Annotated in this window: 26 protein-coding genes, 1 tRNA gene and 1 other RNA gene; 15 read left to right on the top strand and 13 right to left on the bottom strand. The window is 35.4% G+C overall.

Translation table 11 applies throughout. From position 1 onward, the window contains the following. The first annotated feature begins 20 nt into the window (after nt 1-20). Nucleotides 21-393, top strand: a transfer-messenger RNA (tmRNA) gene (gene ssrA, locus JK139_RS05005). A 283-nt stretch (nt 394-676) separates the two neighbouring features. Here the strand turns inward: ssrA and JK139_RS05000 are convergent. Together JK139_RS05000 and JK139_RS04995 are read right to left on the bottom strand one after the other, a co-directional pair. Then, nucleotides 677-1,045 carry a hypothetical protein gene (locus JK139_RS05000; protein WP_074420868.1) on the bottom strand — a complete coding sequence of 123 codons (369 nt, stop codon included), beginning with the start codon at nt 1,043-1,045 and terminating at the stop codon, nt 677-679. A gap of 40 nt (nt 1,046-1,085) precedes the next feature. After that, the gene (locus JK139_RS04995; protein WP_074420889.1) at nt 1,086-1,670 is read right to left on the bottom strand and encodes an RNA polymerase sigma factor; all 585 of its coding nucleotides are present in this window, start codon (nt 1,668-1,670) and stop codon (nt 1,086-1,088) included. Between the two features lie 71 nt (nt 1,671-1,741). On the opposite strand from JK139_RS04995, the gene JK139_RS04990 reads away from it, so the two are divergent. Then, the gene (locus JK139_RS04990) at nt 1,742-2,491 is read left to right on the top strand and encodes a C40 family peptidase (RefSeq protein WP_074420869.1); all 750 of its coding nucleotides are present in this window, start codon (nt 1,742-1,744) and stop codon (nt 2,489-2,491) included. Nucleotides 2,492-2,536: 45 nt separating this feature from the next. Here the strand turns inward: JK139_RS04990 and JK139_RS04985 are convergent, their stop codons facing one another. The 8 genes from JK139_RS04985 to JK139_RS04950 form a co-directional block, all read right to left on the bottom strand. Further along, the gene (locus JK139_RS04985) at nt 2,537-2,695 is read right to left on the bottom strand and encodes a hypothetical protein (RefSeq protein ID WP_179855922.1); all 159 of its coding nucleotides are present in this window, start codon (nt 2,693-2,695) and stop codon (nt 2,537-2,539) included. 68 nt (nt 2,696-2,763) lie between these two features. After that, nucleotides 2,764-3,150 (bottom strand): DUF1634 domain-containing protein, encoded by a 387-nt coding sequence (locus JK139_RS04980; RefSeq protein WP_074420870.1) that lies wholly within the window; start codon nt 3,148-3,150, stop codon nt 2,764-2,766. 3 nt (nt 3,151-3,153) lie between these two features. Further along, a complete protein-coding gene (locus JK139_RS04975; protein ID WP_074420871.1) occupies nt 3,154-3,990 on the bottom strand; it encodes a sulfite exporter TauE/SafE family protein in 837 nt (278 codons plus the stop codon). Between the two features lie 51 nt (nt 3,991-4,041). After that, complete coding sequence (locus JK139_RS04970; protein WP_074420872.1) at nt 4,042-4,584, bottom strand: inorganic diphosphatase; 543 nt, start codon at nt 4,582-4,584, stop codon at nt 4,042-4,044. Nucleotides 4,585-4,602: 18 nt separating this feature from the next. Then, nucleotides 4,603-5,001 (bottom strand): hypothetical protein, encoded by a 399-nt coding sequence (locus JK139_RS04965; protein WP_143439544.1) that lies wholly within the window; start codon nt 4,999-5,001, stop codon nt 4,603-4,605. A 230-nt stretch (nt 5,002-5,231) separates the two neighbouring features. Beyond that, complete coding sequence (locus JK139_RS04960; protein WP_081301371.1) at nt 5,232-7,922, bottom strand: TonB-dependent receptor domain-containing protein; 2,691 nt, start codon at nt 7,920-7,922, stop codon at nt 5,232-5,234. A gap of 124 nt (nt 7,923-8,046) precedes the next feature. Further along, a complete protein-coding gene (locus tag JK139_RS04955) occupies nt 8,047-8,655 on the bottom strand; it encodes a DUF445 domain-containing protein (RefSeq protein ID WP_074420874.1) in 609 nt (202 codons plus the stop codon). Between the two features lie 46 nt (nt 8,656-8,701). Continuing rightward, nucleotides 8,702-8,775 (bottom strand) — tRNA-His (locus JK139_RS04950). 169 nt (nt 8,776-8,944) lie between these two features. On the opposite strand from JK139_RS04950, the gene JK139_RS04945 reads away from it, so the two are divergent. The 6 genes from JK139_RS04945 to JK139_RS04920 all read left to right on the top strand — a co-directional run bounded on the left by JK139_RS04945 (nt 8,945) and on the right by JK139_RS04920 (nt 14,674). Continuing rightward, a complete protein-coding gene (locus JK139_RS04945) occupies nt 8,945-11,086 on the top strand; it encodes a carboxy terminal-processing peptidase (protein WP_074420891.1) in 2,142 nt (713 codons plus the stop codon). Nucleotides 11,087-11,204: 118 nt separating this feature from the next. Then, the gene (locus JK139_RS04940) at nt 11,205-11,726 is read left to right on the top strand and encodes a UpxY family transcription antiterminator (protein WP_074420875.1); all 522 of its coding nucleotides are present in this window, start codon (nt 11,205-11,207) and stop codon (nt 11,724-11,726) included. 17 nt (nt 11,727-11,743) lie between these two features. Beyond that, nucleotides 11,744-12,235, top strand: coding sequence for a KdsC family phosphatase (locus tag JK139_RS04935; protein ID WP_074420876.1), 492 nt, complete (start codon nt 11,744-11,746; stop codon nt 12,233-12,235). A gap of 9 nt (nt 12,236-12,244) precedes the next feature. Then, nucleotides 12,245-13,267 carry a Gfo/Idh/MocA family protein gene (locus JK139_RS04930; protein ID WP_074420877.1) on the top strand — a complete coding sequence of 341 codons (1,023 nt, stop codon included), beginning with the start codon at nt 12,245-12,247 and terminating at the stop codon, nt 13,265-13,267. A 161-nt stretch (nt 13,268-13,428) separates the two neighbouring features. After that, nucleotides 13,429-13,893: an acyltransferase gene (locus JK139_RS04925; RefSeq protein ID WP_074420878.1), complete on the top strand. Its 465-nt coding sequence runs from the start codon at nt 13,429-13,431 to the stop codon at nt 13,891-13,893. A 46-nt stretch (nt 13,894-13,939) separates the two neighbouring features. After that, nucleotides 13,940-14,674: a tyrosine-protein phosphatase gene (locus tag JK139_RS04920; RefSeq protein ID WP_074420879.1), complete on the top strand. Its 735-nt coding sequence runs from the start codon at nt 13,940-13,942 to the stop codon at nt 14,672-14,674. Between the two features lie 3 nt (nt 14,675-14,677). On the opposite strand, the gene JK139_RS04915 is transcribed toward JK139_RS04920, so the two are convergent. Next, nucleotides 14,678-15,811 carry a glycosyltransferase gene (locus tag JK139_RS04915; RefSeq protein WP_074420880.1) on the bottom strand — a complete coding sequence of 378 codons (1,134 nt, stop codon included), beginning with the start codon at nt 15,809-15,811 and terminating at the stop codon, nt 14,678-14,680. Then, nucleotides 15,787-16,890 carry a glycosyltransferase gene (locus JK139_RS04910; RefSeq protein ID WP_228733124.1) on the bottom strand — a complete coding sequence of 368 codons (1,104 nt, stop codon included), beginning with the start codon at nt 16,888-16,890 and terminating at the stop codon, nt 15,787-15,789. The genes JK139_RS04915 and JK139_RS04910 overlap by 25 nt, the downstream gene beginning before the upstream one ends. Nucleotides 16,891-17,092: 202 nt before the next feature. Here JK139_RS04910 and rpsO point away from each other — a divergent pair, with 202 nt between their 5' ends. The 7 genes from rpsO to JK139_RS04875 all read left to right on the top strand — a co-directional run bounded on the left by rpsO (nt 17,093) and on the right by JK139_RS04875 (nt 23,762). Then, nucleotides 17,093-17,362 carry a 30S ribosomal protein S15 gene (rpsO, locus tag JK139_RS04905; protein WP_068241899.1) on the top strand — a complete coding sequence of 90 codons (270 nt, stop codon included), beginning with the start codon at nt 17,093-17,095 and terminating at the stop codon, nt 17,360-17,362. A gap of 159 nt (nt 17,363-17,521) precedes the next feature. Continuing rightward, nucleotides 17,522-19,681 (top strand): polyribonucleotide nucleotidyltransferase, encoded by a 2,160-nt coding sequence (gene pnp / locus JK139_RS04900; protein ID WP_218330688.1) that lies wholly within the window; start codon nt 17,522-17,524, stop codon nt 19,679-19,681. Nucleotides 19,682-19,763: 82 nt separating this feature from the next. Continuing rightward, nucleotides 19,764-20,579, top strand: a complete 816-nt coding sequence (prmA, locus tag JK139_RS04895; RefSeq protein WP_218330687.1) for a 50S ribosomal protein L11 methyltransferase — start codon at nt 19,764-19,766, stop codon at nt 20,577-20,579. Nucleotides 20,580-20,742: 163 nt separating this feature from the next. Further along, entirely contained in the window at nt 20,743-21,390 is a 648-nt protein-coding gene (plsY, locus tag JK139_RS04890) for a glycerol-3-phosphate 1-O-acyltransferase PlsY (RefSeq protein WP_074420883.1), read from the top strand. Between the two features lie 179 nt (nt 21,391-21,569). Then, nucleotides 21,570-22,409: a M48 family metallopeptidase gene (locus tag JK139_RS04885; RefSeq protein WP_081301373.1), complete on the top strand. Its 840-nt coding sequence runs from the start codon at nt 21,570-21,572 to the stop codon at nt 22,407-22,409. Nucleotides 22,410-22,541: 132 nt separating this feature from the next. Further along, a complete protein-coding gene (locus JK139_RS04880) occupies nt 22,542-23,231 on the top strand; it encodes a YdeI/OmpD-associated family protein (protein ID WP_074420884.1) in 690 nt (229 codons plus the stop codon). Nucleotides 23,232-23,234: 3 nt separating this feature from the next. Then, nucleotides 23,235-23,762, top strand: a complete 528-nt coding sequence (locus JK139_RS04875) for a class IV adenylate cyclase (RefSeq protein ID WP_074420885.1) — start codon at nt 23,235-23,237, stop codon at nt 23,760-23,762. A 1-nt stretch (nt 23,763) separates the two neighbouring features. Here JK139_RS04875 and dnaG read toward each other — a convergent pair whose 3' ends face one another. Continuing rightward, on the bottom strand, nt 23,764-25,692 hold the full coding sequence (dnaG, locus tag JK139_RS04870; protein ID WP_074420886.1) for a DNA primase: 1,929 nt from the start codon (nt 25,690-25,692) through the stop codon (nt 23,764-23,766). Nucleotides 25,693-25,752: the final 60 nt, after the last annotated feature.

Raw genomic sequence — 25,752 nt, 5'->3', positions numbered from 1 at the left:
TTTGATTTTTTCAACTACCCGGGCCTGTATTGGTTTCGACAGCATAGGTTACGGTAAGTGGAAGCATGCAGTGCGTTGGGTAATTAGCACTTAAATCTGAATACTCAAACTTTAAATGGCAATACACAGTATGCCATGGCTGCCTAATTAGTAATTAGTCAGTCATTCGGGCCGCCGCACAGGTTTATCTGTTACCAGGTGCCGCCGCCGACTCAAAACAAACACAGGTTGCTGCAATAGAAGGCTGTGACTATTGCAAAAGAATATACAGCTAAGCATTGAATTGGTTTGTTCATTTCCGGTTCATTGCCGACAATTAATAATGAAATAAGCATGTAGAAGACTTATGGTAAATATGTTTGGACAGGAGTTCGATTCTCCTCAGGTCCACCTGAGGCGATTTTTGTCATGAAATCGCCTTTTTTTTGAATATCAAGGAGTTTTTTTCCTTGAGAATCAATGAGTTATGAGCGAACAATGGCATTATCCAAAAAGTTCGATAACACCCCTCAAAGTAGTAAAGCTTTCTATCGAACAATTTATTCAAGAGCTGCTGCTTCTCAGGCAGAGCTGCTAATTGGTATACATAATTTAAGTCGGTACATTTTTCAATATTGTTGTTTAAAATGAAATAAGATTGGTCTAAATCGCCAGTAAGCTTATTGATACGGTCTGACTATTTTAATAACGGGTGAAGCTTTAAAAAATGAACCACAATAACGCCAAGAAATATTAATAAGAGTAATGCCACAATAAGGATGATGTTCTGAAACTGACGTTGTTGGAAAAACTGGTATCTTTTTTTTCTGGTATGCTCTGTTCTTCTTCGTAATTGTTTTTGTAATTGTTTTACTGATACTCTTAACGCTTTTTTATCAGTAAAAGTTTCTAAACCTTCTATGGCTTCTCTTAAAAAAGCTGAAGATTCCATTTCTTCTTCAAATGCATGCATGGCCCTATCTGAAAGATTGCCTTCAAGATAGTGAAGAATTGTTTCTTCAGTAATTGGGAGCTGGTTATTTGTTTTAGTTGTTTTTTGTGTCATGGTATCGCATCTTTAAATGAAATCAGCTTTTGGTAAAATACTATTCAGGCTGTTTTCCCGATGGTGTATGTTGTTGTTTTTTTTCAACCAATAATTTTAAATTTCTTTTCCCATTTTGTATATGGCTTTTTACTTGTAATATGCTGTATCCGGTTATTGCGGCAATGGTTCTGTAACTTTTCTTTTCCAAATAAAAAAGGGTTATGCATTTTTTTTGTTCTTCATTTAAATCATCTAACGCATTTTCAATGCATTGCAATAGTTTTTCTTTTTCTAATAATTCAGCCAAATTACCTTCAGCTTCAAGTAGTGGTGCTTCTTCCTGTAGTGTATAAGTAATTTTTTTATCTCTTAATTGCATCAGGCAATAATTTCGGGCAATCATGTATATCCAACTTTTAAAATATTGTACTTTATATTTTGGCAGTTCTGTCATCACTTTCAAAAATATTTGCTGAACAGCATCTTTAGCTGCTTCCTGATTTTTTAAATATTTCATACAGGTACCCAGTAAGAGTATGGTGTACCGTTCTAATAAAATACCTATCCATTCTGTATTGCCATCAGCATAAAACTCTTGCAGCAAAGCTTCATCGTTAATATGTTGGTATTTATTCAACTTCACAATTTTAAAATAAGCATTTTTATTTAGATGCGCATTTATCTTTAATCCATAAATTGCTAAAAATTGATTCAATGAGTTTTGCAGTTTGTATAGTAGCCGTTGCACCTGTAAGAATAGAACCTACGCATAAAAGTGAGATGGTAACTGAGTTGTTATTTTTAGAATCTGTTACGGTATTAGAACGATTACAGGATTTTATAAAAGTGAAATGCCATTATGATGGTTATGAAGGTTGGTGCCAGCAAATACAGTTGGTTGAAACAGCATTTTTACCCGAAACATACGGATGGCATCATCAACCCATTAATGAGGTAATCATCAACAATCAGTTAACGAGAGTGAGTATGGGTACAACCTGGAATGATACAAGTATATCCTTACCTCCGTTTGATATTTCATTTAAAGAGGCAAAACCACCCGCTCATTTTGATTTTACGGAACAAAATATTCAACGAATTACCCGTGCTTTTTTGGGAACACCGTATTTGTGGGGTGGAAAATCTGTTTTTGGAATTGATTGTAGCGGATTTACCCAACAGGTGTTTAAGCTTTTCAATATAGTTTTACCGAGAGATGCCTATCAACAAGCAGCATTGGGTAAAAGTATTGGTTTTTTGGAGGAAGCCAATTGTGGCGATCTCGCATTTTTTGATAATGAAGAAGGGCATATTACCCATGTTGGTATTTTATTCAATACACACACTATCATTCATGCATCGGGTTATGTAAAAATTGATGCAATTGATGCGATGGGAATTATATCAACGCTGCATTCAAAGCGTACCCACCGATTGCGCTTGATTAAAACTTTCAGGGAATAGGGAAAGTATTGGGCGCTTTAAAATGAAATGGTGTTGAGGTAAATTTTATATAACATCTAACGCTTTTACAAAAAATGTGCAAACCAATGGTAAAGCCAACCAGAAATAGGGACGTACATCCGGAGAAATTAGCATAAAAATAATCAACACCAAAGAGAGTAAAAATAATATCCAGTATTTTCCGGTTGAAGTTTTATTTTCCATTTTGATGAATTTTTAGCAAAAATAAGGTTTCAGGAATTTATAAATCAAAAAGATTCTTTTACTTTTTTTCATACAATATTGGTACCAGCTAATAAACTAAAGGTGATAATTGCAAGTACCATAAGAGTGAGTAACATGTATAGCAAATCTTTTTCAATTAAAAAACCGATAAAAGAAAAAATAATTCGTGCAATCGGTGTAAAAATCAATACCATAATGCCTAATTGTATAATAGCCTGCCCTTTCCATTCTTTTAGACCCTTAAATATTTTTGTAACTGCATTAAACATGCTTTTATCACCTGTGAAAGTTGCATACTCAGGAATTTGCATACCATGTTTGTATAAGTAAATGATACCTCCAATTACAACAATGATGGATGAAATAATTACGCCCAATCTTAAAAGATTACCCATTGCAAATTCCAAATCATCATCTTGTAGAATCTTACGCATGGTTTAAAATTTTTTTGTAAAGCCGTTGTATAACATTTCCAGCGCAATGGCAATAATTACAAAGGCAAAAATATTTCTTAATCGGCTGGTTTTGGCGTTTGTTAAAAATTTTGAACCAATCCATGCACCACCTAATACACCCAATGTAACGGGAAAACAAAGACCCGGGTCAATATAGCCTCGGTATAAATAAATGCCGGCACTGGCAGCAGCGGTTACACCAATCATAAAATTACTGGTGGTGGTAGATACTTTAAAAGGAATACGCATAATATTATCCATCGCCAATACTTTTAATGCGCCAGAACCAACGCCTAACAACCCTGATAGTAAGCCTGCACCAATCATTGTAAAAAAACCGCCAACTACATTGGTTACAGTATATGCAATTTCGCCTTCAGGTGTAGGGTAGGTGCCATTTAATTTAAAAGTTCTGGCTAATTTACTTTTATCAGTTTGTTGTATGGCTTCACTTTTCTTTTGTAAAGAAACATATGCTGAAAACATAAGGATACATCCAAATATAATGGCGATTGTATTAGTAGGTGTATACACTGCAACATAAGCGCCTAAAACGGCTCCGGTAGTAGTGGCAATTTCAAGAAACATGCCCAGTCTGATATTGGTAATGCCTTCTTTAACATACGCAGCAGCTGCACCTGATGATGTTGCAATAACTGCTACTAACGATGCGCCAATGGCATACCGTATATCTACACCAAATAAAAGTGTTAACATGGGGATGATGACAAATCCACCACCCAAACCAGTAAGTGAGCCCAGAAAGCCTGCCAATAATGATCCTAAAAAAATAAGTAAGGTAAAGGTTAAAATAGTCATTGAATGCACATGTATGATTAAGCGATAGAATTAAGAAAGTGAAAAAATGGGTTATTTACCGAATTTAATCTTATAACCTTCTATCGCTTCTTCAATTACTTTTAGTGCTTTGGTTTTATCGCCAAATTCCTCTACTACTACTGTTTTATTTTCTAATTTTTTATATTCTTCAAAAAAGTGGCGGAGCTCATCAAAAAAATGCCGGGGCAATTCCTCAATGTTGTTATAATGGTTTACACTTGGATCGTTGGCAGCAACGGCAATGATTTTATCATCCGCATCACCACTATCAATCATTTGCATTACACCAATCACTTTAGCTTCCATCAATGTTAATGGGGTAACAGGTAGCGAGGTAATGACCAGAATATCTAATGGGTCTTTGTCGTCGCCATAAGTTTGTGGTATAAATCCGTAATTGACAGGGTAATAAAATGAAGAATAAATTACCCGGTCTAATTTCAATAAACCGCTGGGCTTATCTATTTCATATTTACATCTGCTGCCTTGAGGAATTTCAATCACTGCAGTTACAACTCTGGGTGCATTTTCTCCATAATGAACGCCATGCCATGGGTGAAGTACTGTCATCATATTCAATGGTTATCTTTTTTATAAATTACCGTCAAGTGTATATTTTAAATCAACCTGCCATTTCCCGTCTTTCAAAATTACTTTTACTTTATGCGCAACATTATCGTACGAGTTGGCATAATTAATAATGGTTTCTGTGGGCGCAACATCTTCTATGCTATTTATATTAATTGAAGCAGTTTGATATTGGTTCCTGATTTCAGCAGGCTTATTTTTGTATGTTATTTCAACTTTTCTTAGGATAGCATTATTTTCAGCATCCTGCAGCATGTAAAAATTAGCCTTTTTAAAATCACCTTTTAAATAAGCATCAATAAATTCCCTGCCTGCATCAAAAGCATTTTCTGCTGCGGGGTAATTTTTATTGGATTGGCAGGATATCAATACCAATGTAAAAATGAATAATAAATATTTCATATTGATTGAATGCTGCAAAGGTATGGTTTGATTTGCATACAAAATTAGTAGGGCATTCCGTTTCTGAGCAAAGAAGCAGAATTTTTTACCTATTGAAACTTGAGAATTGAATAGGAGATATCCGGTTTTCAAAAATTAATCATGTTTTTTTCTACTGAATTGATAGTGCACATAAAAGAGGCTGCAATGAAGCAGCCCCTTGTATACATTTCGATTGGTAGTGGAATTATTTAGTTGCCGCCACCCATCATATCCATGCTGCCGGTATCGGGGGTTGATTTCAAATTTTTTCTTTTAAACAGGCTGGCATCAAATTTCCCGAAGCGATAACTGAATGTTAAACGCAAAATTTGCGGGTTGCTGATGCGTCTGTTATCCTGATTAAATAAACCGGTTTGTTCTGAAAATGATTCCTGATAGTTTGTTCTAAATATATCATTCATACCCAGTGTTAAAGAGCCGCTTTGCCCTTTTTTCCATGTCCAGTCTTTTCTAATGGCAGCATCCATGCTCCAGCGTGGTAATAAATAGCCTTGCGCTGTTGTTTGAACCTGGTTAAATGGCCCACCGCCTCCACCATTATTACTTTGGGGCAAAACAGTTTTTGACTGATAGTTGCCACTGATTTGAAGAGAGTAACCTTTTCCTAATTTAAAATTATTGTTTATTTTAGCAAAATAGCTCAATATAGAATTGGTAGCTAATGCCACTTCGCCATTGCCATTATTGGCATTGATATTATTGGCATTAATTTTTGAATTGAATAAATTTAGATTCAGCAACAAATCCCACCACTTGGTTACAGGCATATTGTTGGTTAATTCCAAACCATAAGATATACCGCTATTAGCATTAATGTAGGTTGAATAATAAATACTGTCGGAAGTATTGGGGTTTAACTGGTCTTTGCCTCTGTATATGTATTGCGTAATTAAATTGGTGGTGTATTTAAAATAAGCTGTTGCCAGAAAATTGGCTTTTGGTTTGTAAGCATTGTTATAAGATAACTCCATTGAATTGGTGAATTCAGGGTTTAATACCGGGTTACCCACACTTACAGAAACAGGATAATTACTGTAATTAGGGAATGGAATTAACTGAAAGAAGTTGGGCCTGTTTACTCTTCTGGAATAATTAATTTGTACATCCTGCTTATCTGTTAATTTGTAGGTTAAGAAAGCACTGGGGAATAAGCTAACCGGATATTTAACAGAAAAATTAGAAGAATCTGCGCCATTTACGTTTAATAAAGTTCCGGTGTAACTGGAGCTTTCTGCTCTCAAACCAATTTGATAGCCTAATTTGTTGATTTTGCCTTTGTAATTAACATATGCGGCATACACTTGGTCATTGAATTTATAATTGTTGCTGATACCGGGTAATTTATCATAATTGCCGGTATTGTTGTTGTACTTTAACTGGGTGCTATTGTTTCCAAAGTCTCTGATAGCTGCTCTTACGCCTGCTTCAAACTTTTTGCTGTCTGAAATTGGATTCTCATAATCTGATTGTATAGTATAATATTTCTGAGAACCATCTGTTAGGGTTTGCTGCAGCAATGGTGGTTGTTTTTGTGTAGATGTATTTGGGAAATAAGTATAGATATTATTATTCGAATTACTATAATTGGTACTCGCATTGTAATTTAAATCAGCAGTAAGGTTTTCTCCATTTTTGGCAAAATTGTGTTTATAGCCTAATTGTGCACCTTTGTTTTCAAAACTACGGTCTGCATTACTGATGCCTTGGTTATTGGCGGCATAAATAGAACTAATTGTAGAGTCTGAATTTAGAGTAGTATTCGAATTGAATTGGCCTTTTACATAGTTACCTGCAATGGTAATGGTATTTCTGTTATCGGCTAAATAATCAAATCCACCGCGAATAAACTTAAATTCACCATTGTTTACAGCATCCTGAGTGGAGTATACATTACTGGGAGGATTGAAGAAATTATTCTGATCAGTGGTGCCGTTTGATTTGAATTTTCTCTGGTTATAACTAAAATTTACGAAGGCATTAATTTTACCCTGACGAACATTGAAATCACCACCTCCGTTAAATTTACCATAAGAGTCTGCACCTGTTCTAAATCCGCCATTATATCCGATTTTTTTATTCTTTTTCAAAATAATATTTATAATACCGGCATTGCCACCGGAAGCATCATATTTAGCAGAAGGGTTGGTAATAATTTCAATTTTATCAATAATGTCAGCAGGTATTTGATCTAAAGTAAGTGTAGTGGGCCTGTCGTCTATAAAAATGGTTGGTGTAGCATTTCTTAGAGTAACATTTCCATCAATATCTACATTTATAGAAGGTATATTTTTCATTACCTCTGTTGCGGTTTGCCCGGTGCTTTCTAAGTTTTTATCTACATTAAAAATTTTGCGGTCAATACCCAGTTCAAACTGTTGTTTAATAGGAGCGGAAACGGTTACATTGCCCAAATCGTTTGATTCAGATTCCATTTTAAGATTACCCAAATCTTTATCTACCATACCCAGCATTTGTTGCATAAAATTGGGATCCTGAGTAGCACCTCCTGCTGGAAATTTAATACCAAATGATAAATTTTGTGATAAGGCTTTATAACCAATTGCAGTTGCTGATAATTTAAAAGTTCCAAAAACTGGTAAATTTTCTAAGCTAAAATCGCCATTTGGTTTGGCTAATACAGTTGCCAAAATTACTTCCTTCATTTTTTTAGTAACTGTATCAAATTTGTTTCCAATCAATTGTACGGTTGCATCTACAATGGGCTTATTGGTCTTGGCGTCTACAAGTTTTCCATAAAAATGGCCAATATTTATATTTTGGCCGCCCATTCCTTCGCCACCGGGCCTGCCTGCCGGAAACTGGCTGTATGCAATTACAACAATAATAGTGAAGCTAAGTGTTAAGGTAATTTTCCTCATGGTGTTTGTAAATTTCAATTGCAAATTTCAATTACGTTTTTATATAAAATGTGCTAAGTATATATAAACGGTAATAAGACAATTTTGAATGGAATAAGTTCAACACAGTTACCGATGAAAAGCCTTAATGTACCGATGAAATGCTATAAAGCAGCAAAAGTTGGATACAGCCGATCAAAAAACCACTTATCATTCCCCACCACTGAAAAACTGCAACAACAGGTGTATTTTTACGAATCACCATTTCTATTGTTTGGTTGTCCATCTTTTTGAAATATTCCTGCAATAGTTGTGTTAATTGTTCTTTATTATTGAACTGTTGCATGTACTTCGTTATCATGGCAGGCAGCAGGGTGTTTAGCTCATCAATAAAAATTTTTTTCAATTCGTTAATTAATCGGTCGCTGACAAACATTGACAGCATGGGCATTTTTTCCACTAATTTTTTTCTTAAAAATTCATCAATGGCACTTTCAGCCAAAGGCATCATGTTTTCAATACTTTCTTTCGATGTACTTTTTTTTATAATGCTTTCTATGGGTAATTGTTCAATAATATGCTGGGCTAATAAAACGGATATTTTTTCTTTTTTTGAAGGCAAAATGCCTTGTATGGAAAAGAAAAGTACCTTTTTGAGTTGGTAAGGTCTAAATAAATATGTTAATAAAATACTATTAATACACCAACCGGTTAGTGCGGTAATGATAGGAAGCAGGTAATACCAGGTATGCATAGTATTGTTTTCAAAATAAAAACCCTCCTTCATGGAAGGAGGGCTGGGAGAACGATGGGTCTCGAACCCACGACCTACAGTGCCACAAACTGTCGCTCTAACCAACTGAGCTACGCTCTCCGTTTTATTGGGCTGCAAAAATAAGATAATTCAGCATTTCACAAAACACATTTTTTATTTCATGGAAAGTTTTAGATTCCAAAACCTTTGTTAATAGGGAAACGTTACTTTTACCACAGTTGTAATTCACCTATTTTTGAAGATTAATATGCAAAATTTTATAAAATTTATGAAGAGTCCTAAAGGAGTATTAGTAGCATTATTGGTTTTATTCGGTGCTTCTTTTGTAGCATTTACTACATTAAGCGCAAAAAATGACCTCACTATTAATCAAAAGCAAAAATTATTAGTAACAATTGGGCAACTATTAGAAACCGAACATTACAGTCCGCAAAAAATCAATGATTCATTCTCCGTAAAAGTATTTAATAAATATTTAACCGATATGTGGGCTGATGATGATAAAAGCATTTTTCTTCAAAAAGATATTGAAGCATTAAAAAAATATTCCACGACCATTGATGACGAAATTCATGGTGCACCCATTGCATTTGTACCAGCTGTGTCTGCCATTTATAATACCCGTGTGGCTGAAACTGTAGAATTATACAAGTCAATTTTATCACATCCATTCACTTTTACTAATCAGGATTCTATTATTACCAATGTAGATCAGTTAGATTATCCCCGAAATGAAGCTGATAAAAAAGAAAGATGGTATAAAAAATTGAAATATATTACGCTTAACCGGTTTTATGATTTGCAAAACCAGCGCCAGAAAGCTGTGGTTGATTCTATTAAAAATAAAACCGACCACCAGTTGGAGGCCGAGGCCAGGCAAAGTGTGTTGCGAACTGAAAATAAAATTTTTGAGCGCATTAAAGTTAAATTTAACGATGATGAACGGTTTAATTTATTTCTGAACACCATCTGCAGCCTGATGGATCCGCATACTGATTATTTCCCTCCAATAGAAAAAAGAGAGTTTGATGAAATGATGAGCAACCGGTTTTTTGGTATTGGTGCGCAGCTCACAGAATCAGATGGAAATATTAAAATCGTAAATATTCAAAATGGCGGTGCAGCCTGGAAAAGCGGTCAGTTGATGGCCAATGATATTATATTAAAGGTTGGCCAGGGCAATGCAGAACCGGTTGATATTGCAGGTTATGATGTTACAGATGCTGTTAAATTAATTAGAGGGGATAAAGGAACTGAAGTAAGATTAACTGTGAAACATCCGGACGGGAGTATTAAAGTGGTTTCATTAATCAGAAGTGAGGTTGTATTAGATGAATCATTTGCCAGAAGTTTAGTTATCAATCAAAATGGAAAAAAAATAGGATATATTTATTTGCCGGAGTTTTATGCAGATTTTGAACGTGCAAATGGTGCTCGTAGCTCGGAAGATGTGGCCAAAGAAATAAAGAAATTAAAAGACCAGCATGTTGATGGTATTGTGATGGATTTAAGGTTTAATGGCGGTGGTTCTTTGTATGAAGTGGTGCAAATGGTGGGTCTGTTTATTGGTCAGGGCCCTGTTGTTCAGGTACGGGATAAGGATGGCAGCTCAACAGTATTAACTGACAGAGATAATTCCGTTTTATACGATGGCCCATTGGCTGTTATGATTAATGAAGGAAGTGCTTCTGCCAGCGAAATTTTTGCCGCAGCCATTCAGGATTACAAAAGAGGTATTATTATTGGAAGCCGCTCTTACGGAAAAGGTACCGTTCAAAAAAATGTTCCGTTGGGTAAACCATTGGATAATTTTTCGGGCAGAACTGAAAATGGTGCAGTGAAATTAACTTTTCAGAAATTTTACAGAATTAATGGTGGCTCAACACAATTAAAAGGTGTTACACCCGATGTAATCATCCCTGATTTGTATGATTATATGAAAATGCGTGAAAAAGATAATCCATCTGCATTGCCTTGGGATGAAATTGCAAAAGCTGCTTTTCAAACCTGGCAGGAGAATTATGACCGCAATGCACTTATCCAAAAAGAAAATCAAGCTATTCAGGCCGATAAAACCTTTAGTTTGATCAACAACAATACAAAATGGCTGGCACAAAAAACAGATGCGCCGGTTCAGTTGAATTATGTTGTATTTAAAAAGGATCAGCAACAAATTATTGCAACTGCAGAACAAGACAATAATTTATTGAAATTAAAAACGCCAATGGATTTGCAGGTACTTCCATCTGATAAGGATATGTATTACAACAATTCCGATACAGCCAAAGGAAAAAGATACCAGGAGTGGTTAAAAGATCGTACAAAAGATATGTACATCTACCAGTCAGCAAAAGTAATTGCAGATATGATTGATGCCGGAAAGGCACAAACAGCCATGAAGCAACATTAAAACACAAAAAAATATTTGGGGGTTGCTATTCAACAGCAACCCCTTTCTTTTTAAAACATTCAAGGGATTGTTGGATAGCAGTGTTTGAAAAAAGAACTAATCTTACATTTGTAATTGAATGCAAAGCACTATGTTATCCAGAGAAAGAAAATGGTATGCAGTGTATACTAAACCCCGGTGGGAAAAAAAATCAGATAATATTTTATTACAGAAAGGAATTGAAAGTTGGTGCCCGGTACAGAAAGTAGAACGGCAATGGTCGGATAGAAAAAAAATTATAGAAGTGCCATTATTCCGCTCTTACGTGTTTGTCAGGATTAATGAAATGGAACGTATTGCTGTTTTAGATACAGATGGCATCATCAATTTTATTCATTATTTGGGCAAACCTGCCATAATAAGAGATGAGGAAATAGAAATCATCAAACAATATTTATTGATGCCCGGAACAACTATTCAGGTAACCGGAATGCAGGCATTAAAAGAAAAAACAAGGGTAAAAATTAAAGGCGGTATTTTTATGGATAATGAAGGTGAAGTATTACGAACCGGCAAGAAAAAAGTATATGTTCAGTTAGATACACTTGGACAGGTTTTGGTGGTTGAATTTTCAATTGAATACCTGTTGCCCATACAATGATGTATTAAAAATATTTTATGTATAAAAAAATTAAGTTGTTTTTGTCAGATGTAGATGGAGTAATGACCGATGCAGGCATGTATTATACTGAAAGTGGCGATGAATTTAAAAAATTCAATACCCACGATGGGATGGGTTTTAATTTATTAACCAAGGCGGGTGTTAAAACAGGCATTATTACTACCGAAGCAACTAAAATTGTAGAACGCAGGGCCGAAAAATTAAAGATTGATTATGTTTATCAGGGTAGAGGTTTCGGCAATAAATTAGATGCAGCTTTAGAAATATGTGAAAAAGAAGGTATTTCCATGAAAGAAACTGCTTATGTTGGTGATGATATTAATTGTATTGAACTTTTGAAAGCAGTAGGAGTAGCAGCATGCCCCGCTAATGCAGTCGAGCAGGTTAAAAATATAAAAGGCATTATTCATCTCGAGAAAAAAGGAGGTGAAGGTGCTGTAAGAGAATTCATAGAAATGTTGTTTAAGCAGGGTTTAATCGACGCTTAATTTTTTATCATGACATCTGTAAAGTTTATTTTGGTTGGATGCGGAAATATTGGTGTTCGGCATGCTGCTCTGATGCATCAGTTTGGTAAATTGGAAGGCGTTTGTGATGTGGATGAAAGCAAAGCCAAACAACTCGCAGAACAATATCATTGTAAGGCATTTGGTTGTTTGAATGATTTGCTTACAGCATGTAAAAATGCAGCAGTATTGGTAATCTGCACGCCGAATGCTTTACATGCTCCTCAGGCAATACAGGGCTTACATGCAGGGTTTCATGTACTGGTAGAAAAACCGATGGCACTTTCTGCTATGGATTGCCGTGCAATGATTGATGCAGCTTCGCAGGCAGGAAAATTGTTAATGGTGGTAAAGCAAAATCGCTTTAATCCACCTGTGTTAGCAGTTAAACATGCCATTGAACAGGCACTATTGGGTAAAATTTATTCTGTTCATTTAAATTGTTTATGGTATCGGGACGAGGCGTATTATATGCAAAGTAAATGGCGCGGAACAAAACAATTAGATGGTGGAATTTTGTTTACACAGTTTAGTCATTTTATTGATATTTTATTGTGGTTTATGGGTAGTGATGTGAAAGTTGTAGCCGCATCAGCAGCCAATCTGGCACATCAAAACATCATTGAATTTGAAGATACCGGTGTTGCGCAGTTGCAGTTTGCCAATGGTGCACTGGGCAGTATTCATTACAGTATTAATGCTTTTCAGCAAAATGCCGAGGGTTCCATATTACTGAATGCAGAAAACGGTATTATTAAAATTGGTGGAAAATATTTAGACAATATTGCATTCCAAACCTTGAAGCATGGAGATATTGCCTGCACTGAAACATCTGCCGAAGCGAATGACTATGGAAGTTATCAGGGTTCAATACGTAATCATGATAAAGTGTATGCCCATTTTATAGAAATATTACTGCACAATAAAGCATCCATTATACAAAATGAGGAAGCCATGCAAACAGTTGCATTAATAGAAAGTATTCACAAATGCATTCAGCATAATTCTTTTTAAAACAAATTTTTTTAATGCATCGCTATACTATTCAAGGGGTGATTGCTAAAAATAGGATGGTGCATTAACTTTATAAAAAAAATAGGCTATAGCTGTATCTTATCATTAATTTTCATTACAGTAACTTTAAAATTATAAAGCAAGTAGAAACTTACAGATATATGCCATTTATTTCTAAAAAAGTTGCCATTCACAATGTTCAGTTTGGAAAAAATGTTCAAATTGTAGAGCCTTGTAATTTGTACAATTGTTTTATTGGGAATGATTGTTTTATAGGGCCATTTGTGGAAATTCAGCAAAATGTAATAGTAGAACACAGCACAAAAATTCAATCACATAGTTTTATCTGCGAAATGGTAACAATAGGTCATCATTGTTTTATAGGGCATGGCGTCATGTTTATTAATGATGTTTTTGTAAATGACCGGCCAGCTGAAGGCAATAAAAATTTATGGAAAAAAACGAATATTGGTAATCATGTAGTTATTGGCAGCAATGCCACTATATTACCGGTATCTATTTGTGACGGTGTAGTAATCGGTGCAGGTGCAGTGGTAACAAAATCTATCACCCGCCCGGGTGTGTATGTAGGCAATCCTGCTAAGAAATTAAAAGACATCACTTAAATTTGAAAGGTCAATCAAGCTATTATTCTCTTTTTACAACGCTGTTATGTTTTCAATATTCAAAAAAAAGGTTTTGGGCGATTTTTCTTTTCTGCAAACTGATTTGCACAATCATATTTTACCGGGGGTAGATGATGGTGCAAAAAGTATCAACGATTCTATTGAACTACTGCAGCAAATGCAGCAGTTGGGATATAAAAAAATAATTTGTACTCCTCATATTTTAGGAAATATATATCCTAATAAACCAACTACCATTTTACCCGCATTGGAGAAAGTGAAGCGTGTATTGAATGAAAACAATATTGCTATGCAGGTGGAAGCTGCAGCAGAATACATGGCCGATGAAAATTTTGTAGAAGCAGTTGAAAAAAAGAAACCATTTCTTTGTTTCGGTGAAAAAAAAATTATTTTAATTGAAATGAGTTATTTAGCACCATCCCCTTATCTGGAACAATGTGTATTTCAATTAATTCTGGATGGTTATCAACCTGTTTTGGCGCATCCTGAGCGATACAATTATTATCATAAACAAATGAATAAATATGAACAATGGAAAGAAAAGGGTTGCTGGCTACAGTTAAATGCACTTTCACTAACCGGATACTATGGTAAGCATGTAAAGCAAGCAGCAGAAAAATTGTTAACAGCTCAATTAATAGATTTATTGGGTACTGATTTGCATCATGCACAACACATGGCTGCGTTACATTATTTATGTACTACAGCCTATTATAAGATGCTAAAGGTGTATCCTCATTTTAAAAACAACACCATCTAATTTTTATTCGCCCCAAATCCATTGCACTTGCTGTTGTGCATTTTTTGTATTGTTAAACATTTTTTCCAATACTGCTTTTCGCATAACGGTACAATCTGCTCTAAAAGGAGCGTTGAATAAATTTGAAATAACCTGGCAAAAGCTGTCTGCATCCGATGCAATATGGCAAAGTGTTTCCAGTTCACTTCCTTTTATGCTCACAGCATTGGCTACGCAATGCCTTCCGTTAAAAAGTGCATTGAGCAATTTGAGTTTAATGCCAGCATCACTTTCAGCATAAATTACATGAATATGTGCTTTTGCAATCATATCCTGCATTTCTTTTTCAGTAGGATTACTTACCAGACAGCAATGGGTATATTGATAAATTTTTGATTGGAGTAATTGAGATGGATTTTTGCCGGCTATTACAAACGGAATTTTGATTTTACTGAAAACATTTTTTAATAACCACAATACCGCCTGTTCATTAATAGAAACACTGAGATCGCCTTGATAAAGGCAATAACTACCCATGGCTGAAAGTGTTTTAACAACCCATGTATCGGGTAAATACACCGGTAGATAATCGATAGTAGTACAATGAAACTGTTCTCTGAAAAAATTTACATCCTGATGAGTAACACCCCAAAAGGCATTGGCTTCATTTACAATAGATGCTTCATATTTTTTTAAAAGTCGGCTCTCTCTTAAATAATACATTTTTTTTAAGTAGGAATGACTGGTATTGGCTAAATCCCGATAATACAAATGCTCGATGTTATGAATGCGAACAAATTTTTTTCTTGCATTAAAGCGTTTATCCTTCAGTAAATAAGTAGAGTGAACGCCCTCCATTAAAATTGGGTAATCATTTTGCAGTAATGCTTGCAACAAGTCTTCATTTACCCTGCTGCTAACAATATGTGGTAATTGCATGGATAGTGCCTGATGCCCGGTTAAGCGAGGATAATAATGAACAGTGTTGCAAAATTGCTTCAGAATATCCTGCTGCATATTGTTATATAAAAAACAATGCAAATGTATTTGAACGTCCTGTTGTTGCAAAGCAGGTAATTTGTAAAAAAGGTCAAACAATCCGCCATGTGTAACAGGGTAGGGTACTGTAAAATCTATGATATGCAAATGTTTTTCCAAAATAATAATAATTTAATTTCTTCTTTTTGCCAATTCAGTTCCTTTCTTGCTATATAGCATTGTTGTTGTAACTGATTATACAAAACAGTATCATTCAATAACTTGTTCATTGCTGCTGCCAGAGTATCTTCATGGGTATCATCTACCATATATGTTACGGGGTATTTTTGTTGAATGGCAGCATAAGCCGGAAAGTTCACACAAATTTGTGGAATGCCTGCCATGATGTAATCAAAAAACCTGTTGGCGAGCGAATGTTTTTGATTGAGGCCATTTGCTTCAAACAGGGTTAAGCCCAAATACGCACCGGGTGTAATTTTCTTGAGCTTTTCCGGTAATAGTGCACCGGTTAGTATCACTTTTTGGGGTAACTGATGTGCTTCAATCAATTGTTTGGCTGTATCAAAAAAATTTCCGGTGCCAATAATCCATAACTGTGCATTCACCTGCTTCATGGCAGGAATTAAGGTTTCAAAACACCTGCCATGGTTCACTGCTCCTTGGTAAAGAATTACTTTTGTATTTGCCAATGGTGTATTGTTGGATGGATAATCAGCAGGTTGTACAGGCAGATTTCTGATGATGGTATAGTTAACGCCAAACTTATTTTGAAAAGCTACTTGCAACAACTCATTCACAGTATAGCCATTTTTAAATTGCGGAATGCACCATTTTTCAATGCATTGCCATACCCATTGTACCCGCTTTCTGATTACAATTTCTTTTTGTTCTGAAAAATATTCATGTGCATCATACACTCTTTTTACTTTTTTAAGTTGGGAATAAAATAGGCAGGGCAATAGGGTATCTGCATCAATAGCGCAGATTATATCCATTTTTTGGGTAAGTAAATAAAAAAACAGCCGAATATTGTACTCAGCATAAAATAAAATCGTTTTTGAAAAAAAACAGGTTAGCAGGATGTTGCGGTAAGCTGTTTTTCCCGGCAATGGATCACTTTTTAATTTACGGCCAATTAAAGTAACTGCATAACCATTGTTAGCAAGCGAGGTACATATTCGTTGCATACGCTGATCATACACTAATGAATTGGTAACTGTAAAATAGATCCTGGTCAATTTGTCAGGTTAAGGTTAGGCAGCAAATATATCATTCCGTCTGTTTTTGGGTTTTGTTTTCTTTAAATATCCTATGTTCAAATATATTTCTGCAAAGCACATAATAAAATAAAACAGGCTGCTAATATTTTAGAAAATAATTATTACCTTTGCCGCCACAATATTTCAGAAAAAATAATCAAGACGCAAAAAAGAAATTGAGATGCCAATCACAAAAGAAAAAAAAGTTACTATTTTAACCCAATTTGCCGGAAAAGAAACCAATACCGGTTCTATTGAAGGTCAAATAGCTTTGCTTACTGAGCGTATTGCTCAAATCAGTGCTCATTTGCAGGTAAATAAAAAAGACCACTCTACCCAGCGCGGTTTAATGCAACTGGTTGGTAAAAGAAAACGTTTATTGGCTTATTTGCAAAAAACCAATTTGACTGGTTACAGGGCTTTAATTGAAAAATTAGGGCTTAGAAAATAAAATGACATGTTTTTAAAGCTATTCCTGACTGTAAATTATTCGGTTGGGAATAGCTTTTTTTAAAGCAGTTACCTGTATTTACTATTTATCATCTATTGCAATTTAATTGCATGCCATATATTAACAGGCCGGCTAAATTTCAATACAAATCAACGTATTATGTTATCACAACCTATTCAAGTAAGCTTTAATTTGCCCGGTGGTGCCGAAGTGGTTATAGAAACGGGTAAACTTGCACGTCAGGCAGATGGTGCGGTTACCGTTCGTCAGGGTAATTGTATCCTGTTAGCAACAGTTGTTGCCAATAAAGAACCAAAAGAAGGGCAGTCTTTTTTTCCGTTAAGTGTTGACTATCAGGAGAAATTTGGTTCAGCCGGTCGTATTCCCGGTTCTTTTTTCAAAAGGGAAGGCAGATTGAGTGATTACGAAATTTTAATATCACGGTTGGTTGACCGTGCATTAAGACCCTTATTTCCCGAAGATTATTTATGCGATGTGCAGGTGTTAATCACCCTTATATCTTCAGATAAAGAAGTATTGCCCGATGCTTTAGCTTGTTTGGCAGCATCTGCAGCTTTGGCTGTTTCTGATATTCCAATTAAAGAAATTATCTCTGAAGTAAGGGTGGGCAGAGTAAATGGTAATTATATCATTAACCCTGCAAGAACAGAAATTGAGCAGGCTGATATGGATTTTATTGTAGCAGCTACAGAAAAAAACCTGATGATGGTGGAAGGTGAAGCAAAAGAGTGTCAGGAAGAAGATTTGGTAAAAGTGTTGGAATTGGCGCATAATGCCATTCGTGTTCAAATTGAAGCACAAAAACAATTAAGAGATAAAAAGGGAATTACTGCTAAAAGAGATTATCCTAAACCTTTACAGGATGAAAATCTTCAAAAACAAGTACATGATTTCTGTGCTGAGAAAATATTAGAAATAGCCAGAAGTGCCAGCAGTAAAGATCAACGTTCAGAAGCTTTTACCAACCTGAAGAAAGCATTAATAGAACATTTAGGTGAAACTGCGGATGACAACATCAAATCATTAGCAAAAAAATATTTTGATGATTTGCAATGGGAGTTGGTGCGGAATATGATGCTGGATGAGAGAAAAAGATTAGATGGCCGCCAGCTTACAGAAATTCGCCCGCTTGCCATGGAGGTTGATGTTTTACCTTCACCGCATGGCTCAGCGCTTTTTACCCGCGGCGAAACACAATCACTCACTACTGTAACACTGGGTACGCCATTAGACCAGTTGTTAATTGAAAGTGCAGCTAAATCAGACTACTCTAAATTTATTTTGCATTACAATTTCCCTCCATTCTCAACCGGCGAGATAAAACCTATGCGTGGTCCGGGTAGAAGAGAAGTGGGGCATGGAAATTTAGCCATGCGCTCATTAAAACAAATGATGCCAGGTAATGAGTATCCTTATACCACTCGTATTGTGAGCGATATTTTAGAATCAAATGGCTCCTCATCTATGGCTACAGTTTGTGCGGGTTCTTTGGCACTGATGGATGCAGGTGTACCTATCCCAAAACATGTGAGTGGTATTGCAATGGGTTTAATTACCCGTTCAAGCGATAACAAATATGCCATTCTTACCGATATTCTAGGAGATGAAGACCATTTGGGCGATATGGATTTTAAAGTAACAGGCACTCGTGAGGGTATTTGCGGTGTACAAATGGATATAAAAATTGACGGCTTAAGTATGGAGTTAATGCGTGAAGCATTGAATCAGGCTAAAACTGCAAGGTTACATATTCTGGATGCAATGTATGCTGCTATTCCTGCTGCTCGTCCTGAAGTAAAACCGCATACACCAAGAATGGAAAAAATAATTGTTGACAAAGAATTTATTGGCGCCATTATTGGCCCTGGTGGTAAGGTTATTCAGGAATTACAACGCGAAACCGGCACTACCATTAATATTGAGGAAGTTGGTAATACCGGCGAGGTAAGTATATTCTCTTCAAATAAAGAAGGATTGGAGAAAGCTGTAGCCAAAATTAAAGCCATTGTGATGGTACCTGAAGTAGGTGAAGTTTATGATGCAGTGGTAAAAGGAATTAAAGAGTTTGGCGCTTTTGTTGAGTTTCTTCCCAAAAAAGAAGGTTTATTGCACATTAGTGAAATTAGCTGGAAACGTCTGGAAAATTTAGATGGCGTTTTAAAAGAAGGAGACAAACTAAAAGTTAAATTGATTGGTATTGATAACAAAACCGGTAAGTTTAAACTAAGCCGTAAAGTGTTAATGCCCAAACCTGATGCTAATAACAAACAGGCCGACGATGCATTGAATAATCAATAACTTTTTAAATTGTTATTAGCACAAAGCTGTTTACTGTTATAGTAGGCAGCTTTTTTTTGAAATAAAAACTAATATATACACAATGGTTTACACAAAAGTGAAGATACAATTACTTGATGTTGACCTAACAGAAATCTTTATTGCACAACTGGAAGCCTTAGGCTTTGATGGTTTTGAAGAAAATGCCGGATACTTATTGGCATATATTGTTGACAGTGATTTTGATGAACCAGTTTTAACAGCTTTATTACATCAATATGCCGTACATTTTACCATTGAACAAGTGCCTGAACAAAACTGGAATGCCAACTGGGAAGCCAATTTTTCACCCATTGTGATGGATAATTTTTTAGGAATAAGAGCCGACTTTCATCCTGCAATTCAACATGTGGAGCATGAGATTATTATTACGCCTAAAATGAGTTTTGGAACAGGTCATCATCCCACTACTTATTTGGTACTTAACTTGATGCGGCAAATTGATTTTAACCAAAAAACAGTATTCGATTTTGGAACAGGAACCGGTATTTTAGCCATTTTGGCCGAAAAATTGGGGGCAAATTCTATAAATGCAGTGGATTGTGATGAATGGAGCATACAAAATGCAGCTGAAAATTTTGAAATGAACAAAACAAAGTATTGCACCATTCAGCAAGCTAATTCAGCAGCCACAGAAAAACAATTTGACATTATTTTAGCCAATGTTAACAGAAATATTATTTTAGATAACCTTGATCATTTTATCAAAAATTTACCATCAAAAGGCTTAATTTTATTAAGTGGTTTATTGGTATCAGATGCAGCAGAAATAGAAAGCATCATTCATCAAAAATCAACCTGGCAGCAAAAAGCATTATTGGAAAAAGATGGATGGATTACTTTTTTATTTGAAGCATAATTTTTCTAACTAATTTTCGATATGAAATAATTCTGATTTTTTAAGGAAGGAAGTTTATATTTGGCATCCCAATTTCAATAAATTACAGTGTAGTATATATAAATTCTTAATTTAATTATTTATAACACCTGTGGTTAACTTGTAATAGAAGACATTTGTACAAATGAAAGAGATCATACTCATCATAGCAGCCTATTTAATTGGTTCTGTTCCTACATCAGTTTGGGTAAGTAAACGTTTTTTTGGAATCGATATTCGGGATTATGGCAGCGGTAACGCCGGTGCTACCAACACCTACAGAGTGCTGGGCAGTAAATGGGGCACTTTTGTGATGATAATGGATATGTTGAAAGGCGTTGTTGCTACTTCGCTCTATATACTTTACCCTGAATATTTAACCAATGAATTGCATCGTACCAATTTAATGATTGGATTAGGATTGGCTGCAGTACTTGGCCATATTTTCCCCATTTGGGCCGGATTTAAAGGAGGGAAGGGTGTAGCTACTTTGTTTGGTATGGCATTGGCCATTCAACCCATTGTTGCAGTAAGTTGTATAGGCGTGTTTTTAATTGTATTGTATTTAACTCGTTTTGTTTCTTTAAGTTCCATACTGGCAGGTGTTGCTTTTATGGTTTTAATACTTTTTATTTTTAATGAAAAAGAAACCTTGTACCGCATATTTGCTGTAATTGTAGCCCTGATGATCATTTTAACGCACCAAAAAAATATTTCGCGTATGATAAAGGGTACTGAGAGTAAAGTTCCTATTCTGAAACACAGAGACAGGCGAAAAAAAAGGAATGAATAATTCTATTGCACTGCTATACCTCACTTTATGTGTAATTATATTGCACATCATTTTTCTGTCAATTCTGCGAATATATGCGCTTCGGCATTAGTTTGATTAGTGTATGAGCCGTAATACCGTAACTAAAAATATAAATAATTTAAAAATATTATGTGATTTTATTTTAAATAAAAATTTATATGAAAGCAGCGCATCTATTTTATGCTTTAAAAAAGTATTATTTCTTTGCATTTTCTGGTATACTTATGCTGGCAATAAGTGGTTGTAGCCGAAATTCTATTACCGGAAGAAGTCAGTTAAGTTTGGTGCCTGAAAGTGATGTGCAGGCAATGGCTATTACACAATATCAATCTTTTTTGTCGGTTAATAAAGTAGTGCCTGCAACTACTAAAGATGCAGAAATGGTACAAAGGGTAGGGCATAGAATTGCCGAAGCCATTCAGAAATATTATACGGAACATGGACAACCCAACGCACTGAAAAATTATCATTGGGAATTTAATTTGGTAGATAGTAAAGAAATTAATGCCTGGTGTATGCCCGGTGGAAAAGTGGTAGTATATACCGGAATTTTACCGGTTACGCAAAATGAAACCGCATTAGCCATTGTTTTAGGGCACGAAATTACCCATGCGGTTGCAGGGCACGGTCGTGAAAGAATGAGCCAGCAACTTTTAGCACAAGGTATTGAAGTAGCCGGAAATGTGGCTTTGGCAACCAATACAAGAGCAGTTAATTTATTTAATCAGGTATATGCCCCTACCGCTCAGGTAGGTGTTTTATTACCCAACTCACGAAAACAGGAATATGAGGCCGATCATTATGGCCTCATATTCGCTGCAATGGCAGGATATGACCCTCGGGAAGCGATACCATTTTGGAAAAGAATGGAGGCTTTAGGAGGCGCCAAACCACCCGTTTTCCTGAGCGATCACCCGGCAGATGCAGACAGAATTCAAAAATTAGAGGCTTTAATGCCCGAAGCATTAACCTATTATCATCCGGTATCAGGTAATTAGGTCGGTAATAATCGGTAAATATTTGTCCTGTTTAAGATTCATTCTTAAAAATATCGGCAAAAACAGATTATTTTCATTAATTTTGCAATCCTGTTCATCTCCCAATTACATCACCTGAAATTTGTTTTAGGCATGTCAAATCAGAGTTTATTTGAAAAGTTAGAATTAAATAATGAAAGGGCAATTCTTATACAAGGACTGCCTTCTTCCATTGAAAAACAATTCGTTAAGCTATCTTACGCTAAAAATGTTACACCTTTATTAAAGTCGAAAAAGGTTGATTTTGCACTCATTTTTGCCATTAATATTTGCCAGTTAAATACTATTTTAAAAGAAGTATTTGCAGCTTTACACATGGAAAGCAAACTTTGGATAGCATTTCCAAAGCAAACCAGCAAAATTGTAAGTGATTTAAACAGAGATTGCAGTTGGGCCTGTTTAACCGATAAAGGGTATGAAACAATTGATCAGGTAGAAATTGACCATGTATGGAGTGCGATGCGGTTTAAAAAACTTGCCTCTGCCGTTGTGGTTGAAGAAACCGTTGTTTCTGTTAGCGGTGTGGTTGAAAATGAACCAAAAAAAGAAACCAAAAAGAGAATTGATTTTGATAAGAATTTAATTGTGCCGCCTGTTGAATTAGAAAAAATTTTTACGAAACATAAAAAAGCAAAAGAAATTTTTGCTGCATTGCCGGTTTCTCATCAAAAAGAATATGTAAGCTGGATTGAAGGGGCAAAAAAACAAGATACCAGGCAGCGCAGGCTGGAAGCTGTTATTGAAAAATTAATGGCGGGTAAGAAAAATCCGCTCGAAAAATAAATTATGGCATTTATTAATATAGAAATTAAAGCAAAATGCTTTCACCCCGAAAAAGTGGAAGCATTTTTAATTGGTGCAGGTGCTGATTTTAAAGGTATTGACTTTCAGAAAGATACTTATTTTAAGGTTGAAAACGGCAGACTGAAATTGCGTCAGGGAAATATTGAAAATAATCTTATTTATTATGAACGCTCCAATCAGTCAGGCCCCAAACCATCTTATTTTCAATTGGTACAGGTAAAAGACAGTAATATACTGTTAGATATGTTAACCCGTGCAATTGGTAAAAAAATTGTGGTTGATAAAAAAAGAAAAATTTTCTTCATTGAAAATGTAAAATTTCATATCGATGAAGTGGTTGGCTTAGGTTTTTTTGTAGAAATAGAAGCCAGTAATTTATTACATCCCGAAAAAACAGAACAGGAATTGCAGGCACAATGTACTGCTTATATGGATGCGCTGAATATACATGAAGAAGAATTATTGCAATATAGTTACAGCGATATGCTGATGGAGATGGATCTGCAATAAATTATTTTAAAATAACGGTACCTATTTTCTGTGTAAGTTCCCGTTCAATTGCTTTTAAATGCTTGTGCACTTCTATTAAACGTATTTGCTCCTCCATACTTGCATTTTCCATATCTTTCTGGTTTTGCACAAACATTTTTTTTATTTTCCTAAGTTTAAAATAATCAACGCTTAATAAAATATCCTGATGTGCTACATCCCGGTTGGTAATATTCAGGCCTTCAATTTTTTCATCCCATTTCTGGCTCAGTTCAAATGGCGAAACGGTGGTGGTAATTACCAACTGCCTGATGGCATTGTTTTCATGGTACAAAAATGTTTTTGCATCGGGTTGTTTATCCTGTTCATATAACTGCCTGTACTCTTGAATGGTTTGGTTAATTAAATCATTTTCAATTTCAAAATTTTCAATTTCCTGAAAAACAAAATCAGCCATCGTCATGGTTTCATCCCATTGCTTTAAACCATGCTCCAATAAGGCACGCAGTAAATTACGTTCCTGTAATTCATCCTGTTGCAGCAACGAAATTTCTTCGGTTGCAGTATTGGGTTGTGATGGCAGTGTAGACGTGGTTGAAGCATCAGCAAAACTATTTTTCTTTTCTGCTTTTGATATTTCATTTCTTTTGTAGGTATTAATCAGGTTATATAAACCTGCCTCATCTACATTTAGTAATGCAGCACTTTGCTTTATATAATGATGCTGTTTAGAAAAATCTTCAACTTTATTAATTTTACTGAGGCTTTCCGCAATTTGATTCACCACTGCATTTTTTTTTGCCACATCATTCCCCGCCTCTTTCAGCAATAACTCTAATTGAAAAAGAATAAAATCTTTTTTATTGGCAGCAACAAATTCATTAAAGGCAACGGATCCCAATTGGCGAACATAACTATCGGGGTCTTCATTATCCGGAATCAGTACCAGTTTTACATTCAGGCCTTCTTCCAGCGCCATATCCAATCCTCTTAATGCTGCTTTAACACCGGCAGTATCACCATCATAAATAATGGTTAAGTTGTTGGTGTATTTTTTAATGTTGCGCAATTGATCGATAGTGAGGGAAGTGCCACCACTGGCCACAACATTCTCAATACCTGCCTGATGCAGACTAATCACATCTGTATATCCTTCCACCAATAAACATTCATCAGCCTTATCAATAGCCTGACGGGCAAAGTAAATACCATACAGTACTTTGCTTTTAACGTAAATTTCGTTTTCAGGTGTATTGATGTATTTGGGTGCTTTATCGTTTTTGCCAATAATTCTGGCCCCAAAGCCAATAATTTTTCCGGTATTGTTGTGGATGGGAAAAATGATTCTGTTCCGGTAATTATCTACCCAGTCAGATTCATTTCTTCGAACAACCAATCCTGACTTCAACAAAAGTTCGGGATTGAACTGATAACTGATTAAATAGTTGGATAGTGGATGATTGGTGGAAGGGTTATATCCCAACTGAAACTTTTCGATAATCGCATCGGAAAAATCTCTTTCATACAAATAACTCAGTGCAATTTGCCGGCCTTCTTCTGTATGAAACAATGCATTTGAAAAAAATTTCTGGGCATGGCTGTTGAGGATATACAGGCTATCTGCAGTTTGCTGCTGTTGAACCTGTTCGGCACTTACCTCGGTTTCTTCAATGGGTACATGGTATCTTTCTGCCAGCCATTTTAAAGCCTCAACATAACTTAATTTGTTATGTTCCATTAAAAAAGTAATGGTATTACCACTTTTACCACATCCAAAACATTTGTACAGTTCTTTAACCGGCGATACGGTGAAGGAAGGAGTTTTTTCATTATGGAAAGGGCACAAACCCAAATAATTGGCACCGCGTTTTTTTAGTTTTACATAATCGCCAATTACATCGAGTATATCGATACGGTTTTTAATTTGTTCTATGGTTTGTGGGGTAATCATACAATTTGCAAATACGAATATCTGCAATTAGCAGGTGGTTTAAAAAATTTATTTGTAGTT

This window comes from Hydrotalea lipotrueae (assembly GCF_019249625.1).
Lineage (GTDB): Bacteria > Bacteroidota > Bacteroidia > Chitinophagales > Chitinophagaceae > Hydrotalea > Hydrotalea flava.
This window is presented reverse-complemented; position numbering and strand designations above follow the sequence as displayed.

Bases quoted from the DNA above. Each gene is read 5' to 3' on its own strand.
- JK139_RS04925 (WP_074420878.1), top strand. From the start codon at position 13,429: ATGCCATTTATTTCTAAAAAAGTTGCCATTCACAATGTTCAGTTTGGA.
- JK139_RS04965 (WP_143439544.1), bottom strand. From the start codon at position 5,001: ATGAAATATTTATTATTCATTTTTACATTGGTATTGATATCCTGCCAA.
- JK139_RS04930 (WP_074420877.1), top strand. From the start codon at position 12,245: ATGACATCTGTAAAGTTTATTTTGGTTGGATGCGGAAATATTGGTGTT.
- JK139_RS04875 (WP_074420885.1), top strand. From the start codon at position 23,235: ATGGCATTTATTAATATAGAAATTAAAGCAAAATGCTTTCACCCCGAA.
- JK139_RS04955 (WP_074420874.1), bottom strand. From the start codon at position 8,655: ATGCATACCTGGTATTACCTGCTTCCTATCATTACCGCACTAACCGGT.
- JK139_RS04935 (WP_074420876.1), top strand. From the start codon at position 11,744: ATGTATAAAAAAATTAAGTTGTTTTTGTCAGATGTAGATGGAGTAATG.
- JK139_RS05000 (WP_074420868.1), bottom strand. From the start codon at position 1,045: ATGACACAAAAAACAACTAAAACAAATAACCAGCTCCCAATTACTGAA.
- JK139_RS04885 (WP_081301373.1), top strand. From the start codon at position 21,570: ATGAAAGCAGCGCATCTATTTTATGCTTTAAAAAAGTATTATTTCTTT.
- JK139_RS04940 (WP_074420875.1), top strand. From the start codon at position 11,205: ATGCAAAGCACTATGTTATCCAGAGAAAGAAAATGGTATGCAGTGTAT.
- rpsO (WP_068241899.1), top strand. From the start codon at position 17,093: ATGCCAATCACAAAAGAAAAAAAAGTTACTATTTTAACCCAATTTGCC.
- plsY (WP_074420883.1), top strand. From the start codon at position 20,743: ATGAAAGAGATCATACTCATCATAGCAGCCTATTTAATTGGTTCTGTT.
- JK139_RS04985 (WP_179855922.1), bottom strand. From the start codon at position 2,695: ATGGAAAATAAAACTTCAACCGGAAAATACTGGATATTATTTTTACTC.
- JK139_RS04970 (WP_074420872.1), bottom strand. From the start codon at position 4,584: ATGATGACAGTACTTCACCCATGGCATGGCGTTCATTATGGAGAAAAT.
- JK139_RS04920 (WP_074420879.1), top strand. From the start codon at position 13,940: ATGTTTTCAATATTCAAAAAAAAGGTTTTGGGCGATTTTTCTTTTCTG.
- prmA (WP_218330687.1), top strand. From the start codon at position 19,764: ATGGTTTACACAAAAGTGAAGATACAATTACTTGATGTTGACCTAACA.
- JK139_RS04975 (WP_074420871.1), bottom strand. From the start codon at position 3,990: ATGACTATTTTAACCTTTACCTTACTTATTTTTTTAGGATCATTATTG.
- JK139_RS04980 (WP_074420870.1), bottom strand. From the start codon at position 3,150: ATGCGTAAGATTCTACAAGATGATGATTTGGAATTTGCAATGGGTAAT.
- pnp (WP_218330688.1), top strand. From the start codon at position 17,522: ATGTTATCACAACCTATTCAAGTAAGCTTTAATTTGCCCGGTGGTGCC.
- dnaG (WP_074420886.1), bottom strand. From the start codon at position 25,692: ATGATTACCCCACAAACCATAGAACAAATTAAAAACCGTATCGATATA.
- JK139_RS04990 (WP_074420869.1), top strand. From the start codon at position 1,742: ATGAGTTTTGCAGTTTGTATAGTAGCCGTTGCACCTGTAAGAATAGAA.
- JK139_RS04960 (WP_081301371.1), bottom strand. From the start codon at position 7,922: ATGAGGAAAATTACCTTAACACTTAGCTTCACTATTATTGTTGTAATT.
- JK139_RS04880 (WP_074420884.1), top strand. From the start codon at position 22,542: ATGTCAAATCAGAGTTTATTTGAAAAGTTAGAATTAAATAATGAAAGG.
- JK139_RS04945 (WP_074420891.1), top strand. From the start codon at position 8,945: ATGAAGAGTCCTAAAGGAGTATTAGTAGCATTATTGGTTTTATTCGGT.